General features: G+C 64.2%; 7 protein-coding genes. 4 read left to right on the top strand and 3 right to left on the bottom strand.

Annotated features, from left to right (window positions below):
- The 3 genes from ACYVG8_RS01180 to ACYVG8_RS01190 form a co-directional block, all read right to left on the bottom strand.
- On the bottom strand, positions 1-681 hold the full coding sequence (locus ACYVG8_RS01180) for a chemotaxis protein CheB (protein WP_028497664.1): 681 nt from the start codon (positions 679-681) through the stop codon (positions 1-3).
- Positions 678-4,850: an EAL domain-containing protein gene (locus ACYVG8_RS01185; protein WP_051528584.1), complete on the bottom strand. Its 4,173-nt coding sequence runs from the start codon at positions 4,848-4,850 to the stop codon at positions 678-680. The genes ACYVG8_RS01180 and ACYVG8_RS01185 overlap by 4 nt, the downstream gene beginning before the upstream one ends.
- A 284-nt stretch (positions 4,851-5,134) precedes the next feature.
- Entirely contained in the window at positions 5,135-5,539 is a 405-nt protein-coding gene (locus ACYVG8_RS01190) for an OsmC family protein (RefSeq protein WP_028497663.1), read from the bottom strand.
- 909 nt (positions 5,540-6,448) lie between these two features.
- Between ACYVG8_RS01190 and ACYVG8_RS01195 the strand changes: the two genes are divergently transcribed.
- From ACYVG8_RS01195 to ACYVG8_RS01210, 4 genes are read left to right on the top strand one after another with little or no spacing between them, the layout of a single operon-like run.
- Positions 6,449-8,446, top strand: coding sequence for a hypothetical protein (locus ACYVG8_RS01195; protein ID WP_460744918.1), 1,998 nt, complete (start codon positions 6,449-6,451; stop codon positions 8,444-8,446).
- 36 nt (positions 8,447-8,482) lie between these two features.
- Positions 8,483-11,044, top strand: coding sequence for a DUF5585 domain-containing protein (locus tag ACYVG8_RS01200; RefSeq protein WP_460744919.1), 2,562 nt, complete (start codon positions 8,483-8,485; stop codon positions 11,042-11,044).
- Between the two features lie 48 nt (positions 11,045-11,092).
- On the top strand, positions 11,093-13,897 hold the full coding sequence (locus ACYVG8_RS01205) for a Tc toxin subunit A (protein ID WP_460744920.1): 2,805 nt from the start codon (positions 11,093-11,095) through the stop codon (positions 13,895-13,897).
- A 54-nt stretch (positions 13,898-13,951) separates the two neighbouring features.
- Positions 13,952-18,118 (top strand): Tc toxin subunit A-related protein, encoded by a 4,167-nt coding sequence (locus tag ACYVG8_RS01210; RefSeq protein ID WP_460744921.1) that lies wholly within the window; start codon positions 13,952-13,954, stop codon positions 18,116-18,118.
- Positions 18,119-18,137: the final 19 nt, after the last annotated feature.

Raw genomic sequence — 18,137 nt, forward strand, 5'->3', positions numbered from 1 at the left:
TTACTTTCCTCCGGGTGCAGGCCGGCGCGCCAGACACTCCATGATTCGTCCGCCTATGCGGTCCAGCGGCAGCACTTCATAAGCGGCGCCCAGCGCGATGGCTTCTTTCGGCATGCCGAAGACCACCGAGCTGGCCTCGTCCTGGGCCAGGGTGTAGGCACCGGCCTGTTTCATTTCCAGCAGCCCGCGCGCGCCGTCGCGGCCCATGCCGGTCAGGATCACGCCCAGTGCGGCGCTGCCGCTTTCGTTCGCGGCGGAGCGGAACAGGACATCGACCGACGGCTTGTGCCGGTTGACCTCCGAACCGCGGTCCAGCACCGCCATCCAGTTGGCCCGCCAGCCGGCCATCAGGTGGGCATCGCCGGGCGCAATATACGCGCAGCCGCGTTGCAGCGGTTCGTTATGCTCGGCTTCCTTGACCCGTATCCGGCACAGGCCATCGAGCCGCGCGGCAAACGAACGGGTGAAGTTCGGCGGCATGTGCTGGGCGACAAGGATAGGCGGACAATCGGGCGACAGGGCCGACAACACTATTTTCAGTGCCTCGGTCCCCCCGGTGGACGCGCCGATAAAGACCAGCGGCGGCCGGACAGGCGGCGGACGGGTGCCTCGCGGCAGGATGACATCTGCGTCATAGCTGGGAGCAACCTGAATAATCGTGCTCGGGGACGCTTCTTTCACACTTCACTCCTGAAGCCATCATGGCGTACGGTTTCGGCCAGTTCCATTATCGGTAACGGCCGCGAAATCAGGAAGCCCTGTACTTCGTCGCAGCCCTGCCCGCGCAGGAACTGCCACTGTGATTCGGTTTCCACGCCCTCGGCCAGCACCTGGACGCCGAGGCTGTGTCCCAGGCCGATAATGGCGTTGACGATAAGGGCATTATCGTCGTCCACGCCGATATCCTGCACAAAGGAACGATCAATTTTGATCTGGTCCAGCGGAAAACGCTTGAGGTAGGCGAGACTGGAATAGCCGGTGCCGAAATCGTCTATCGACAGCGACAGGCCGCGCGCCTTCAGTTCGGACAGCACGGCTTCGGTTTCGCGCAGGTCTTCCATCAGCACGCTTTCGGTCGCTTCGACCTGCAGCCAGCACGGCGCCAGCCCGGTCAGTGCCAGGGCGCGGTCGATGGTGTCGACCACATGCGCAGTAAACTGCCGCGCCGACAGGTTGACGGCAAAGGTGATCGGCGGCAGCCCGTCGTCCTGCCAGGCTCTGGCCGCCTGACAGGCGGTATGGATCACCCAGTCGCCGATCGGCACGATCAGCCCGGTTTCCTCGGCGATCGGGATGAAGCGCGCCGGCGAGATCAGCCCCTGCTCCGGATGTTTCCAGCGCAACAGCGCTTCGACGCCGATCAGTTTCCCGCTGCGCATGTCGATCTGCGGCTGGTAGTGCAGTTCGAATTCCTGCCGGTCGAGCGCGCGGCGCAGCCCGTTTTCGATCACCAGGTATTCGCTGATGCGTTCGTTGATGGCCCGGGTGAAGAACTGGTAGTTGTTCCGGCCCAGCGCCTTGGCGTGGTACAGCGCGGCATCGGCGTGACGCAGCAGGGTGTCGATGTCGCGGCCGTCATGCGGGTACACGGCGATGCCGAGCGATGTGGTCACCATCAGGTCGGTATCGCCGACGTGTACCGGCGCGCTGACCGAGGCCCTGAGCTGGTCGGCCAGCCGGGCGAGGTCGTTGACCGAGTGCATGCCGGTCAGCACGACGACGAACTCGTCGCCGCCGTAGCGGCAGACCACGTCGCTGCTTCGCGTCTGGCGCGAGAAGCGCTGGGCGATCACCCGCAGCAGCCCGTCGCCGTAGCTGTGGCCGAGGGTATCGTTGATGTTCTTGAAGCGGTCGAGATCGCAGAACAGCACGCCGACCAGCGAGCCGTCACGGTCCGCCTGCGCCAGGGCGGCGTTCAGCCGTTCGTACAGCAGCGGCCGGCTCGGCAGGTCGGTCAGGTGGTCGTAATTGGCCAGCCGCAGTGCGCGCGCTTCGGCGGCTTTCAGGTCGGAAATGTCGACGAACATGCCTATGTAGTGGGAGATCCGGCCACTGGCATCGCGTGCGGTGGCAATCGAGCACCACTCGGGATGAACCTCGCCACTGGCGCGCAATCCCGACACCTCGCCCTGCCAGTGTCCGCTCTGCGCCAGTGCGGCTGCCTGTGCGGTCAGCAGCGCGGGCGCCCCCTGCCAGCGATAGGTCATCGGCTGGCCGCATGCCTGCCCGGCCGCATAGCCGGTAATGGCGCAGAACGCGGCATTGACGCGGACGATCTCGCCCTGCGGGTCGGTGATGAACACCGCTTCGCGGCCGTGCTCGAACACCTGCGCCGACAGCGCCAGCTCCCGCTCGGCCGCCCGCTCGTCGGTCACGTCCTGTACCGACCCGATCAGCTGGATGGCGCCGGCCGCCAGATCGTGGCGGTGGCTGATCAGCTCCAGGGTGCGCAGTTCGCCCTGCGCGGTCAGCACCTGGATATCGATCGACTTGCCGCTGCTCTCGCCGCGCAGCAGCTCGGCCAGCCGGCTCATGACCCGTCCGCGGCTCTCGGCAGTCATGAAGTCGAGTGCCACCGACAGTTCGACCTTCTCGTCCGCCGAGACCAGACCCAGCAACCGGTAGGTCTGCGGGGTCCAGAACAGGGTCAGTGTTTCCGGGTCCAGTTGCCAGCCGCCAATCCGCGCGGCGTGCTGGGTCTGGGCCATCAGCTGTGCCTGGCGCTCGCTGTCGGTGATGTCGCGCAGCATGCAGACCATGCCATCGAAGCGGCCCAGCGTATCGCGGTACGGCTCCAGGCTGATCTCGACATGGCGCGGGCCGCGCCCGCCATGGTTCACCCAGCAGCGCTCGCGCACGCTGTCGCCGCCCTGGCAGCGCGCGCGCGCTGCCGCCAGGTCCAGCGTCAGCCCCATGGCCCGGGCCCGCTCGGAAAACGGCCGGCCCAGCACGGCGGCACCATCGGTTCCCAGCCAGTCACGCATGGTCCGGTTGGCCAGCTCGATACGGTCATTGCGGTCGATGAAGGCCATGCCGTCCGACGTGGCTTCGACCACCTTGCGGAAGCGGCGCGCCGTTTCCTCGGCCTGCTTCTGCGGGCTCAGGTCGATCATGACGCCATGCATGCGCTGCGGCAGGCCGTCCTCGTCGCGCAGATAGACCTGCCCCCGGTCCAGCACCGGCAGGACACTGCCATCCGCGCGCAGCAGCCGGTATTCGGCGAAATACAGTGCGGTTTCGCCGCGCAGGTGGCGCCCGAGTTCATGCGCGACATGGGCGACATCCTCCGGATGCACACGGGCACCGCGGTCGCGGTAGCTGTCGGCCGGCATCGTATCCAGCCCGACCATGCCGAGCCAGGATGGCGAAAAATAGGCCCCGGGCAGCGCCAGGGTCAGCAGGCCGTCGCCGTCCGGCGAGCGCAGCGCGGCGCGCCAGGCGTCGCCGGACGGGAAAGTCAGGTCGAACACCATGTCGCCGGTCGCGGCAAATACCGCTTTCCAGCGCGCATCCTGTTCGGCCAGTTCATGTTCACGCTGTTTGAGTTCGGTAATGTCGACAAAGGACACGATCAGGGCAACTGACGCCGCCCCCTCGACATGCAGCGGCTCGACATGGGTGCGGACCCAGCACGGCGGCTGGCCGTCATCGCGCAGTACGCCGATGACGACATTGCGCACGGCCTGTCCGCCGCGCAGCACGCGTTCGGTCGGATAGTCGTCGGGGGCCAGCGCCCTGCCCTGCTCGTCGACCATGCGCCAGCGCCGGTCATTCAGCAGCATGCCGCCCGCTGCCAGTCCGGGCTGACCGAGTATGCGTTCGGCCGCCTGGTTGCCGACCAGAACCCGCCCGCCGCCATCCACCAGCAGCAACCCCTCGGACAGCGCCGAGACCATGGCCCGGTAGCGCGCCTCATTGACGGCCAGCGAGCGCTCGGCCCGCTGCAGCCGCTCGTCATGGCACCAGACCGCGATCAGCGCCGCGCAGGCGGCCGTGACCGGACGCAGACGTTCCCGCACCAGCAATTCGTCGCCATCATGCCGGGTGACCAGTCCCAGCAGGCCGACCTGCCGGCCGGCATGCATCAGCGGCACATGGATCAGGCGCCGCGCGCCGGCGACGCCGGACTCGCAGCAGGGACCGTCCGCCGGCGCCCGCGGGTTTTCTCCACCGTCCAGCAGCAGCTGACGCAGGCAGGGCGGCAGCACGGCGCTGTCACAGCCACTGGCCAGGCAATCGGGTCCGTAGCGGCCGGTCGCCAGCGTGCGGGGCGGCCGGCCTTCGCAGACGTGGGCGATCAGCCCGCATTCGCTGCCGGTCAGCTCGACCAGATGGGTAATCAGATCAGTGAACACGCCCTGCTCGCCGTCGGCATGCAGCAGCCGCGACAGCGCGCCGGTCACCCAGTCCAGCAATGCATGGCCGTTGTCGCCGGCCGGCGTGTCGCGTTCGGTGACATCCTTCTGCATGCCGAGCAGGTAACGACCGTCCCCGAACTCCGCCGCCACCACGCTGAGGTCGTTCCAGAACACCGAGCCGTCGGCGCGGACATTCTTCAGTACGCCCCGGAACGGACGTCCGTCGGCCAGGCAGTCGCGCAGGCGCGCGCGGGTGACGGTGTCGTCATCGCCATATTGCAGGAAGCGGCCGTTGCGCCCCAGCACCTGGTGACGGCTGTAGCCGGTCAGCCGTTCGAATGCCGGATTGCAGTAGACGATGGGATGGCCGGGATGGTCGGCATCGACGATCACGGCACTGTGCTCGATACAGTCGAGCGCCTGGGTCAGAAAGCGCGGCGGCCCCGATTCCTGCCCGGATGAAGAGACGTTTTGAACGGTATATTCGTCCATACGACGGCGGAGGCATCCCTGCAAAGTCGAAAAAATCCCGGCGGGCCAGGGCCTCGCCGCGCACTCGTGTCGTCGTTGCCGCTCCCCCGCCGTCAGCGGAGGAAACAGGCCGGGAAACATTCTTTACCTGTTTGAGATTTTTTTCCACACCGATCAAGCCGGCAAGCATAAACCCTGCCAGCCCCCAAGCGGATCGTGCGCGAGTCCGGCCCCGACCACAAGGGGTGGACAGCAACCGCCTGCCCGGCCAGGGACAAGGCGGCGGGCGGGTTGCCTGCCCTGTCCTACTGGCAGTCCACAATCTCGAAGTCGTGGCTGAGGGTGGCCGTCTTGCCGAGCATGATCGAGGCCGAGCAGTACTTTTCCGCCGACAGGCTGATGGCCCGTCCGACATGTTCCGGCTTGAGGTCGCGTCCGTGGACAATGAAGTGGAAATGGATGCGCGTGAACACCTTGGGATCGCTGTCGGCGCGGTCGGCATCCAGCTCGACCTGCACGTCGCGCACATCCTGGCGGGCTTTCTTCAGGATGCTGACCACGTCGTAGCAAGTGCAACCGCCAGCGCCCATCAGCACCAGTTCCATCGGGCTGGCGCCAAACTGCTTGTCCGGGTCGATGACGACCCCATGGCCGCTTTCGGACTCGCCGAGGAAGCGGGTACCTTCGATCTGCTTCAGTCTTGCTTTCATGAATCAGGGACTTTCAATTCGCTATCGGAAACAGCGTTGAGAATACCCGACAGCGGAATCCGGCCGCCAGCCGTTTCCGCGGCAGGCCACCTGCTGCCGCCCCTGTCGCCACGCGCTTTCGCCACTACCACAGGGGCACCGCACGCCAGGCCGGAGAGCGTCAATGGCGATTCACTACCGCCTGTCTCCACCCGATATCCATTCATCGGAACGCGAGCAAATCGACTGGAAAAATAGCACGCTTGGCAGATACTGAGGAAAACCTTCAGTCCTCACCGCAAAGCCAGCGTCTCTATTCTGCCGGATCGCATTCCGCCAATGGCCATCGGCCCAGCAATACCGGTTTGCGCCCCCGGCCCGGCATGTCACGCCGTGAATCCGGATTCACGATAAAACGCCAGGTGCCTCGCGTTCGCTGAATACCGTATCTGCTCCATGGTGTCCGTTGCACGACGATGGAGAGTCATCCGCCTGTATTTCGTTCGGGCCGGGAGCCAGTTCATGTCTGAAAACTCCAAAAATGATCTGCTTGCCATGATGCTTGGCCATTCAATAACGCTTGGCTGGGATGCCATAAGCGTTTATCAAAGAAACAGCCTAAACGATATTATCTGGCAACAGTTTTCCCAATATATTTCGACAGGCGAATTATTTGATACTGCGGAAGAAGACATCCCGGGAAACCACGATCAGAATGGCGACAGCGTCTATATACATGCCAACAATCTGGTACTCGGGCAGCCCCGGCTTTCATTCGATACGGCAACGCTCGACGACGCGGCGGCATCGCTGCAGATACCGTTCCTGTCCGGATTTTTTTTCACGCTGAGCGAATCGCCTGGCGCACCGGTCGCCCTGACCGGATACCACACGGTTTTCCCGGACAGCGAGTTCAGCCTGGAACTGGGTTTGCCGCTGCAGCAAAGCAGCAGCGATGTTTCTCCCCAAAGCGACATCTACTTCGACCTGTCCGACGGCATCCCGGGCAGCGCCACTGTCAACCTGACCACTGACGACCGGACAAATCAGCAGATCGGCCAGTATTTCCTGGACAAATTCACCAGCATTGGCGTCTCTGCCAGGCACTATGTGCTGGCCACGCTGAACACCGGCGACGATGAGACGCCACTGACCCCGGTGGCATTCGCCATCCGTACCCAGGCCGCGCCGGGCGGGGCGGGCGATGGCGCCGTGCTGGTCTTCGTCCAGACCCGCAACGGCACCGGCGGCCCCCTGCCGTCGGCCGACTCCGGTTTCCCCTACCTGATTCCGGATGATTCGCAGGATGGCAGTGCGCTTTATTCCGGTTCGGTGCTTATTTCCAGTCGTGCCCTGTGCAACGATCTCGTGGCCCCTGCCTTTCAGGACCAGATTAGCGCAAACGGGCTGTCGCTCCAGCCCGGACAGAGCAGTACGAGCGGCCTGTGCGGATATCTGGTCGCCACCGGGGGGGTCGCACCGACGGACAGCGTCACGCTCTCATGGTCGGCCACGCACGAGGCCGACGAGTACGACTATACCGCGACCCTCTCGTCACTCGATTTTCCCTTTGCGCCACAGGATGGCCCGGGTTTTACCCTGGTGCCGAATCTGACCGGCCTGTATCAGGAGTGGAACAACAATGAATCCTGTGTTATCCGGCTGCACGGCAGCAGCCCGCGGGGAAACAGCGACGGCGAGGAAACCCTCGATCCTGTTTTTTATTCGCACAGCCACTTTCCTGTTTCCATTTCGCCAGAAAACGCGGTCGCATTCCATTTGTCGCTCAATGAGCGGGATATTACCGTCAATCTGCCCGGCATAAGTGCACTGCTGAAAGCCTGGGACTGGCGCTGCGAACAGACCGATGAATTGCTGGCCACGCTCCGCGGCCTCGTGTCGCAGATTCTTCATTCTGCCGATACGATCGATCTTCCCGGTATCGCCCGGTTCACACTCGACAATCAGCTGTTCCCGGACGGCAGCACGCTGCAGCTCGGTGATGTTGCCATTCCCGGCGACATGGCCCTGTTCGGCCAGCTGGCTCCCTCGTCGTCCAGCCAGTCGCTGTTGCCACGGCAGGCAACCGTGGCGGCCGGCACCTCCTGCACCTTCACGCTGGAGGCCGACGGCGCAAGTGCTGTCACCTGGTCGATCGGGAACGCATCGGGCATCGATGTCACCGGCCGCATCCGGGCCAGCGCCAACGGCAGCGCCGTCTATCAGGCGCCGGACCGGGCGGCATTGAGCAGCGCATCGATGCCGGAAACCGTCACGGCCAGCTTTACTGCCCGCGATGGCAGCAACGGCAGGGCCAGTGCGGTCGTGGTCGTGTCCGGCAACGCCATCAATGTGAATCCGGGCTTCATTCTGGCCACGGCCGGCCAGGCACCGATCATTTTCACCGCCTCGGTGGCCGGGAATGCCGACACCACCGTCACCTGGAGCCAGGCCACGGAAACCGGATCCCCGCAACCGGGCGTCCACCAGGCCAGCTATTCCCCCGTCCTGGGCAGCGGCCAGTCCTGCGCACTGCAGACCGTCACCGCCAGCATCGGCAGTGCGACCGGTGACACCGCCACGGCCAGCGTACTGGTCATGGCGCCCGACACCACGCCTTCCCTGCTGGTCGGCGGTGGCTCCTGGCAGTCCGGCAACCCGTCGGAAGTCGTCACGGGAGGCCTGTTTCCGCTGCCGCCCTATGGCCAGCGACAACTGACCGCGCTGGAAGGCAATCCCGGCGATGGCAGCTATGCGAACGTCACCGCCAGTTGCACCTGGCAGATTCTGGACGATCCCCCCCAGGGGTCCATCAACCAGGGGCTGTATATCGCTCCGGCAACCATCACCACTTCCTGCGTGACCATTCTTGCCAGCAATGGCAGCCATTTCGGTTACACCGTCGTCCCGCTGGCGCCAGGCGACTGAGGTTTTTCCGACGCGCCCGTTTCAAGGAGTCCCATGATGTCAAACTCGAAAACCGACCTGCTTTCCGCTCTGGACGGCAAGTCCATCACGCTGGGCTGGAATGCCGTCGTCGTCTACAACCGCGACCGGATCAATGCCCTGTTTGCCCAGCAGTTCGCCCAGAAAACGGCCGCGGGAAACAATCTGGTGGTGCCGGATCAGGAAATCCCCGACAACCACTCGTCCAGCGCCAGCGACATCTATCTCAGTGTCAGCGATCTGGCGCTGGGACCGCCCCTGCTGTCGTTCGCCAATGCGGACCTCGACACTTCCACGGCCGCGCTGACCATGCAGTTCCTGTCCGGCTATTTCTTCTCGATTGCGGAGTCGGAAACGGCGCCCTCGACCATCAGCCGCTATGACGGGGTATTGCCAGACAGCAATTTCAACCTGACCGCCACGCTGGACCTGTCAAAAACCGAGGGGGACATCAGCAGCTCCGGCGATGTGTATCTTGACCTGTCCCAGGCCAGCGCGGCGGACATCAGTGTCAATCTGGTCGAAGGGCAATCCAATATCACGCAGTTGAGCACCTATTTTCAGCAGCTGTTCAATCAGGCAAGCGACGAGCAAAAACGGTACCCGCTGGGTTCACTGCAAAATATCGACAGCAGCAACCCGCTGAACCCGACGCAATTTGCACTGCGCACCCAGCCGGCCCCCACGGCCTCGGCGAATATTTCGGACAAGAGCTATGGCGACGGCGCCGTGGTCCTGTTTATCCAGACCGCAGCCAATACCAGCGGCACGACCGGCAGCCTGCCCTCGTCAGGCTCCGGCTATCCCTACCTGATTCCGGACGATACAGACAGTGCAGGCAATGCCCTGTACTCGGGCGCAGTCATTGTGGAAAGCGCAACGCTTTTCGACAGCATCATCAGACCGGCCTATCTGTCCCAGATCGGCAGCGATGACGTTGTACTGAACACCAAACTGCTGGACAACGGCACCGCCTCCCCGGCCAGTTATCTCATGGCAGCGACCGGGCATGTCCGTGGCGGCACGCTGGACATGTCATGGGAATTTTATGAAGAGCAACCTGCTCCAGCCCCCATGGCGCATGTCATCGTTACCGTCCACACGTCCGACACCAATAAAAATCTCCAGCCAGTTCTTCTCGATATCACCGGCATGACGGTTGTGCCCTCTGCCCAGTCGATAAAACTAAGCTGGTCGGGACAATTCGACCAGTTCATCTATCAGCTGCACCACCAGCTTTCCCCGAATGATTTCCAAGACATTACCAACCAGAGCATGCGCATTTCCTACCCGCTCACCAGCACGTCGACACCTTCCGTCGATCCCGACAGCAATATTGTCAAAATCACAAATTCCCGGAGCAGCACGGACATTACGCTGGGCGGTTATCCCTGGTGCAACGAAATCGATGACGCCGAGTACCGTGATCAAATCACGCAGGACTTGTCCGGAGACACTTACTCGGCCATCGAGAAGCTGGCCTCGCTGCAGGTTCCGGATATCGATGTCTTTACCCTCAGCAACATGCTGTTCCCGAACGACAACGCACTGCAGCTCAGTGATGCCTCCGTCCCCGGCGACATGGCGCTGTTCGGTCAGATCAATCCATCGGCCACGACCTGCCTGCTGTCGCCGCTGCAGGCGACGGTCGTCGCCAGCAATCCGGCGCAATCCGCCCTGGTCAATGACACCCAGGTCTTCACCCTGACCGGACCGGCCGGCGCCACCATCAGCTGGTCGCTGAGCAACAACGCCGACGTCTGCACGGATGATCGCATCGAAGGTCGTGAAGACGGCATCAGCGCGACCTACAAGGCGCCGGATATCTCGCTGCTGAGCAGTGCATCGTTCCAGGAAGTCATCACCGCCGTCGCCGTTGTCGACAATGCCGACGGCACCACGAGCACGTATACCGCCAGCGCGGTTGCCATCGTGTCGGCCAACCCGATCAATATCAATCCGTGCTTCGCCTATGCCGTCTCCGGCAGCAGCGCGCCAATCACGTTCACCGCATCCGTGGTCAACAAATCAGCCGAAGATGCGGGTCAGCCCGCCTGGGGCGGCGCCACCGACACGACCCCCGACAGCGCCCCGCCCGGCATCTACACCGCCAGCTACACGCCGACCCTGTCTACGGGAGCATACGGGCTGGAAACCGTCACGTTCTCGATAGGCTCGGTCTCCGCCACGGCCAGTGTCCTGGTGGTCAAGCCGGGTCTCTACCCGACGCTCCATGTCGGTGCCGGCACCTGGCACGCCGGAGATACCGATCCCGATGAAGTCGTGGCCGGCAACCTGACCCCGCTGGCGCCCGGCGCATCGCGCCAGCTTGCGGCAATCCAGACCAACATGATGACGGGCGAAAGCACCGACATCGCCAGCACCCCCGGCTGCACCTGCTCCATTCTCGGCGCCCCGGTGCCGGATGACGGCTCACTGGGCTCCCTTTCCGCAACCGGGCTCTACACGGCGCCGGCCCTCGCCAAAACCACCTGTGTCGCCATCATGTTCATGACCACTTCCGGCAGTGACTTCGGCTACACCGTCATCCCCCTGCTGCCCGGCAAGACGGCGGCCTGAGCTTCGTCCCAACCGGCCGCGGCACCGGCCATCCGCAAAGGAACTGACATGCCCTCCACCCCTCTGCTTTCACAGTTGCTGCAACGGCACGGCCTCGACAGCAACACGTTCGACTCGCTGTTCGATATCGTCGGCCAGTCGAAAAGCGCCTTTGTCCGCCGGCATGGTTCCCGTCTCGGAGCCGGCGCCGCCAGCCTGTACGACGATGCGCTGCGCCAGGCGGTCCCGCTGGCCCGCCGCTATCGCACCCGCCGCCGGGGCGGCAGCGCCCCGGCGGCGCTGATCGACGGCCAGCCGACCTATCAGTCGCTGTTCCAGGAAGACTGGCACACATGCAGCCCGGAAGACGCGCTGGAAGCCAACGATTCCCCGGTCATCTATCTGTGCCGGCTGTACCAGTGGGCGCAGCAGATGGATGCGATCTCGGACGACGGCAGCGGCAGCATGATCCCGCTGACCACCCGCCGTCCCGATCTCGCATCACTGGTACTCGACCGGGTCAGCACCGACCAGACCGTCACCGCCCTGTCGCTGGTGAACGAGATCCTGGGCAAGGCGCTTGAGAGCTACACCGGCACCACCACGCTGAAAGCGCTCAACGACAAGCTGGCGGCAGCCCGCTTTCCGTTCACCCTGCCCTACGATTACGCCAGCCAGCAGATTACCCGCGGGCTGGACGGTGTCCGGTCGTCGCTGATGTCGCTGACCCAGCAGCTCGATACCGCATGGCCGTATTTCCTCGTCCCCGCGTTGTCGACCACGCAGGGGGAAACCGCCCAGCAACAGGGCAGCCAGCTGTCGACGGAACAGTACACGCTGCTGACCGAGACCCCCCCGAGCACTTATTCCTACCCGACGAACTACGGTGTCGCGGACAGCAGCAGCCTGAAGACACTGTCCGGTTTCTGCCACCAGACCGGCCTGGCGGCCTGTGACGTGCAGGACCTGCTGTGCTCGCAGGGCAAGGACGCCGCCTACAGCGTGGTGGCCTCGCACAACGTGACCTCCCCGGCTCTCGTCGCCGCGCCAAACCAGTATGGTGCGGTCTACATTCACGGCGACAGCACGGCCGACACCAGCATCATGACCCTTGCCGCTGACAGCGGAGACCCGGATGCCTCGACCCTGACCCATACCAGCGACGATCGCTTCGACCGCATGAGCCGGTTCATCCGCCTGCGCAACTGGATGCAATTGCCGTTCGACCAGCTTGATCTGCTGCTGGTGTCGACGATGATGGCCGAGGGCAATGTGAAGGATAACACCCAGCCTGTGGACCTGCTGGCCAATGCCAATACGGTGCGGACGCTCGGCGTGTTCAGGGAACTGAACCGCAGCGCCACCATCAGTGCCGAAACCTTTGCCGCCTGGGTCGGCCAGATCACGCCGTATGCAGTCGGCAACAACGTCCCGTTCTACGACCGGCTGTTCAACAGCAATGGCCTGTTCAGCACGCCGCTGGTCTGCGATGGCAGCGCATTCTCGTCCAGCAGCACCACCGTCATCAAGCAGCTGTCTGCCGGCCTGGGCATTACCCAGGCCGAATACGAGCTGCTGGCCAGTCATGTATCGGCCAAGCAGAGTCTGACCTGCTCGCTGCCGGTATTCTCGGCCTTCTACCGGCTGGTGACCCTGCCGCGCGCCTTCGGCCTGAGTGTCACCGCCGGTCTCGGCATCATCAACCTGCTCGGTTCCCATGTGATCGGCACGCTGGCGGGCAAGCCTCCGGTCAACACCACGCCCAGCGACACCGCGCCGGACATCCTCGACATTATCGTGGCCTTCGCCGCCTGCGCCGACTGGATCAGCAGCCACGACCTGTCGGTGGCAGCCGTCACCTTCATGGTGCATGCGCCGACGGGTACGCTGACCGGCACCCCGGCCCAGACCACCCTGATCGACGGCATTGTCCACGATCTGGCGTCGACGCTGCTGACCGTGGACCGGCTGATCGCCGCCGGCGCACCGCAAAGCGACAGCGACGGTGCCGCCATCGACTGGGCCACGGCGCTGGCCAGCGTGCTGGATGCCAGCGGGCTGGTCATTGATCAGGCCGATCTGTCCGGCGCCATCGATACGGCACTGGCCGCCGTCAAGATCGACGCCGCCGCCAGCCAGCTGGTCAAGACACAGTTGCTGACGGCCGATACCGCCCAGCAGGGCGTGACCATCGCCGCGCTGTCCGGCTATCTGGATGCCGCTCCGGACTATCCGCTGCTGCTGCTGCAGTGGGCCGGCAGCGACAGCTACACCTTCCTGTCCACCACGCTGACGCTGGATGCGGATGGCGTCATCACGCCGACCGCGGACTACCTGAAACTGCTGTACACGCTGGGCCGCATCCAGGCGGTAGTGGTGAGCTTCGCGCTCAGCGCCGGTCTGGTGCAGACCTATGTGAACCATCCGGGCTGGTTCGGCGCCAGCGTCTCCAGCGGCGCCATTGCGGTCACCCTCGGTACGCTGTACGGCTTCAGCCGCTACAACGACCTGCTCGATGGCAGCACCGCCGATGAAAGCGCCCTGCTCGACTATCTGGCCGGCGTCAATGCCGCCACTCCGCCGAGTGCCGCCGTCGCGGCAAAGCTGCTGGCAGCCCTGATCGACTGGTCGGACAGCGAAGTCGCGAATGCGGCAGCGCAGATGGAGCCCTCCGGCAAGATCGCCAGGACGCTGCAGGAGATCGACGGCGTGCGGCGCCAGCAGGCGCTATGGCAGCAGACCGGCCTGTCGGCCGAGCTGCAGATCCAGCTCAGCGCACTGGTCCCCACCAAGACCGACGGTTATGCCGCAGCGGGCGAGTCCGTGGTCGCCGGCCTGAACAGCCGTCTGAACGGCACGGGCGAAGCCGGATAACCCGTCTTCCGCATCCCGCCTTGCCTTCCCCCATTCGCACCGCAGAGGTGAATCATGAGAAATCTCCATGCACAACTGGACGAGTCGCTGCGCGACGCATATGTCTCGTACTACCTTGGGCAGCTCGTACCCAATACGCCGGCGCTGTCGGCGGTCAAGACCGAAGCCGATCTGTATGAATACCTGCTGATCGACCCCCGGGTGGCGACCGACGTCACGACCAGCCGGGTCGCTCAGGCCATTGCCAGCGTCCAGCAATACATCAACGCCGTGATGCTGAACATGGAGCCCGGCCGCGCGTCGCTGCCGGCCGACGATGTCGCCGACTGGGCGCAGAGCGGCAGCCAGTACTCGATCTGGGCCGGTGACCAGGAATTGCAGGACTACCCGGAAAACTATATCGACCCGACACTGCGCGAGCGGAAGACCGGACTGTTCGGGTTGCTGGAAAACCAGCTGGCCGCCCACGCCCTGAACGACACGTCGATCCAGCAGAGCTTTCTCGCCTACCTGACCGGCTTCGAAACCATCAGCAACCTGAAGGTACTGAACGGCTACGCCGAATCGCCGGATTCGGGCAATGCGGTCTACTACCTGACCGGCCAGAGCAACATCGTGCCGAACCAGTTCTACTGGCGTTCACTGGACATGTCGGCACGCGACAGCAGTGGCGCGCTCAATCCGACCGCCTGGACCGAGTGGAACGCTATCGAGCTGGCGCAATCGGCCGATATCGAAATCATCCGCCCGTTCGTGTCCGGCGGCCGGCTGCATCTGGTCTGGCTGCAACGCGGTGAATTGCCGCAGACCGGGCCGGAGACGGATACCACCGAGTATTCGGAATACAAGCTGTGCTGTGCCTATCGCGGTTTCGACGGCAACTGGAGCGTGCCGCACACGCTGCGCAGCTGGAGCAGCCCGGACGGCACGACCGATGCCAGTGCCTACGATTACGAGCTGATTGCCGTCATCGACCAGCGACCGGACAAGTACAAGGCCGGAACCACGCCCGACTACACGTACTACAACGACGAAGACATCATCTACATTTCGCTGGTCGCGACGCAGACGGCTGACGCCAGCAAGGTCACCTATCTGAATGCGCCCTGCGACCTGCTGTTCACGCCACTCGGCGAACCGGCCGTGCCGAGCAGCGACTACGACAGCTTCGGCCAGTACCTGCACATGACGCTGTACAGTTCGGACAGCACGCTGCAGAGCACATTCAGTAAACAAACCGCCACCACCACCACAGCAACAGGGGCAAGCGGTTCGTCGACGCATCAGGCAGACATGGCGCTGAACATCATCAGCAGCACACTGAGTGCCGATGGCTCGCAGATCACTTACGTCCTCGAAGGCACGGACAGCTACACCAGCGCGGCCACCGGCAAGGGCACGCTGCAACTGACCAGCGCGGACGGCTCGGTGACCATCTGCAGTGCAAGCGTTGCGCTGAATGACAGCGGCAGCGCCAGTACCGGCCAGGGCAGCTGCACCGTCGCCTACAGTGCCGGCGCCACCACCACGGTTCAGCTGTCGTATACCGCCAGCACCTCCAGCGAGGAGATGGCAGACGACGCCGCCGTCAATTTCAAGATCACCACGGCCGAGAGTTATCCCGATACCAGCAACATTCCGGTACTGAAAACGAATGCCGGCAACAATGCCCAGTATCTGGATTTCACCGGCAGCGACGACACCGGCGTCAATACGCTGCGCATCCGCCTGAACACCCAGATCGGCAAGGACCTGATTGCCCGCGCCAGCGCCTCGGTTGCCAGTGTGCTGAGCTGGGACACGCAGAACCTGACCGAACCGCCGCTGCTCAGCACGGATGCACCGGCCCCCATCGATTTCAACGGCGCGAACGGCCTGTATTTCTGGGAACTGTTCTTTCATGCCCCGCACCTGGTTGCCTACCGGCTGAACCAGGAACAGCAGTATGCAAAAGCGGCGCTGTGGATACATTATCTGTTCGACCCGTCGGCGCGACGTTCCGACGGCAGCTCGCCGCCGCCCTACTGGAACTCGCGCCCGCTGGTCGAGGCCGGCAATGCATCCTATGAGGCAGCGGGTCCGACCGATCCGGATGCCATCGCCTACTCGAATCCGGTCCACTACCAGAAGACGCTGTTCCAGTTGTATGTCCGCAACCTGATTGCGGCCGGGGATGCGTTCTACCGCACGCAGACCCCGGACAGCCTGAGCATGGCCAAGCTGATCTACCGCCAGGCGCTCGATCTGCTGGGGCCATTCCCGGGCGGGGAACTGGAGAACGACTGGGCGCCGGTCACGCTGGGCAGCGCCGTCTCCGCAGGCAATCCGGCGCTGCGGGACTTCGAGCGCACTCAGGCCGGGCCGACGCCGGTGCCGCAGGCCACACCGGCCCCCCACCCGCTGCTGGGCGCGCTGGACCTGCCCTCGCGGCCGCCGCTGAACTCGCAGTTGCTCGGTTACTGGTCGACGCTGGACAGCCGCCTGTACAACCTGCGCCACAACCTGAGCCTGACCGGGCAGCCGATGTCGGTGCCACTGTACGCGACACCGGCCGACCCGGCCCGGCTGATGGCCGCGCGTGGCGCCGGCGCCACGCCGCTGCAGGTGCTCGGCTACGCGGCAGCGCCAACCATTCCGGCCTATCGCTTCCAGGCACTGCTGCCCAGCGCCTACCGCGCCGTCGCCACGCTGAACCGCTTCGGCGATCTGCTGCTGTCGTATCAGGAACGGAAGGACCGTGCCAGCCAGGAAGAAATGCAGCAGGAACAACTGCTGGCCCTGTCTGCCTTTACCGTCAGCCTGCAGCAGCTGTCGCTGCAGGCGGCCAACGACACCCTGGATGTGCTGAATGCCAACCTGAGCAGCGCAACCGACCGCCAGACGCACTTCCAGCAGTTGGCCAGCAACGGCAACTCCACCCAGGAAACGGCCGCGATGGGGCTGCAGGGTACCGGGCTGATACTGGGGACGTCCTCCATTCCGTTCCTTGCCGCCGGTGCCGCCCTGGCAATGATGCCCAATATCAGGGGCACCGCCTGGGGGGGCGCCATGAAGCAGGCGCCCCTGCTGGCCACCGGAACCATTCTCCAGACCCTGGCCATCAGTCTCAACGGCTCTGCCGCGATCATCGCCGAGTCGGAAGCCTACGATCGTCGCAACAAGGAGTGGCAATTCCAGGCCGATCAGGCACAAGACGAGATCGATACGCTCCACCTCCAGGTCACCGTGCAGAATGTTCTGGTCACCGCGGCCCAGACTTCACTGGATCAGGCCAATGCCCAGCAGCAGCAGATTCTGGACATGAAAAATTTCCTGCAGACCCGGGACAGCAGCGGCTCCCTGTACCAATGGCTGGTCGGCCAGATGTCCGCGCTGTACAGCAGCGCCTACCAGGCAGTCCAGGCACTGTGCCTCGGCACCCAGGCGAGCTGGCAGTACGAAATGGGGGATTACAAGACCACCTTCGTCAACCCCAATGCCTGGGACGACAGCCACAAGGGCCTGACTGCCGGCGACACGCTGACGTTCAACCTGCAACAGATGGAAAACGCCTATCTGCAGCGCAACGAGCGCAGGCTGGAGATCGTCAAGACGGTAGCGCTGAGCACACTGCTCGGCAGTGAGTGGAAAGGCAGCATCGTCACGCCCACCGACGGCACGGACACCAGCTACATCGATTTCTCCATCAATGAAGCGCTGCTGGACAGCGACTACCCGGGCCATTATCTGCGCCAGCTGAAATCGGTCAGCCTGACCCTGCCGGCCACGGTCGGGCCCTACCAGGATGTGCGTGCCACGCTGGCACAGTCCAGCAGTTCGGTACTGCTGACGGCGGATATCGCAGGCGTCAACTACCTGCTGGATCCGGACGGCAGCGGCGCATCCCCGGCCAATGTCATCACCAATCTGCGGCCAAGCCAGCAGATCGTGCTGTCCACCGGACTCAACGATGCCGGCCAGTTCGTGCTCGACATGTACGACCAGCGCTACCTGCCATTCGAGGGTACCGGCGCCGTCTCGGGCTGGCGGCTGACTTTCCCGCACGCCAGCGGCACCGATCAGGCGTCCCTCCTCGGCTCGCTGACCGACATCATTGTCCAGTTGCGATACACCGCCAGGGACGGCGGCCCGGCCTTCGCCAAGGCGGTCATTGCCGCGCAGACGGCACCGGCCGCCAGCGGCAAGGCGACAAAAACCGCGTCCCGGGCCACCCGCCACTGACCCGGCCCCGCCGCCCGGC

Source organism: Microvirgula curvata (assembly GCF_054781615.1).

Bases quoted from the DNA above. Each gene is read 5' to 3' on its own strand.
- ACYVG8_RS01210 (WP_460744921.1), top strand. From the start codon at position 13,952: ATGAGAAATCTCCATGCACAACTGGACGAGTCGCTGCGCGACGCATAT.
- ACYVG8_RS01205 (WP_460744920.1), top strand. From the start codon at position 11,093: ATGCCCTCCACCCCTCTGCTTTCACAGTTGCTGCAACGGCACGGCCTC.
- ACYVG8_RS01190 (WP_028497663.1), bottom strand. From the start codon at position 5,539: ATGAAAGCAAGACTGAAGCAGATCGAAGGTACCCGCTTCCTCGGCGAG.
- ACYVG8_RS01185 (WP_051528584.1), bottom strand. From the start codon at position 4,850: ATGGACGAATATACCGTTCAAAACGTCTCTTCATCCGGGCAGGAATCG.
- ACYVG8_RS01200 (WP_460744919.1), top strand. From the start codon at position 8,483: ATGTCAAACTCGAAAACCGACCTGCTTTCCGCTCTGGACGGCAAGTCC.